Below are 231 nucleotides of genomic sequence, written 5' to 3'. Positions count from 1 at the left end.
CAGGGCAAGATCATACTCTGACTTGCGTTAACTAGCGCATCTGTGATCAAATCTAGCTTTTTAGGCTAGCACAGATGTCATTTATTACCCATTTTGAGTCACTTGAAGATAAACGCTCTCATATCAATAAGAAGCATGACCTACTTGATGTGATTTTTCTCACCGTGGTGGCCATTCTTTCTGGTGCTGAAGGATGGAAAGACATTAAGCAATTTGGGGACAGCAAACTGG

At 41.6% G+C, this 231-nt stretch carries 1 protein-coding gene; it reads left to right on the top strand.

What is annotated here, in order from left to right; genetic code table 11:
• Window positions 1-74: 74 nt before the first annotated feature.
• Window positions 75-231, top strand: a 157-nt coding sequence (locus ACFI6J_RS21680; protein ID WP_462586420.1) for a transposase family protein, incomplete at its 3' end; no start/stop codon positions are given.

It is taken from the genome of Alteromonas sp. G4i13 (assembly GCF_054960505.1).
Note: the sequence above shows the minus strand (reverse complement) of the source record. Positions and strands in the feature narration are given on the sequence as shown.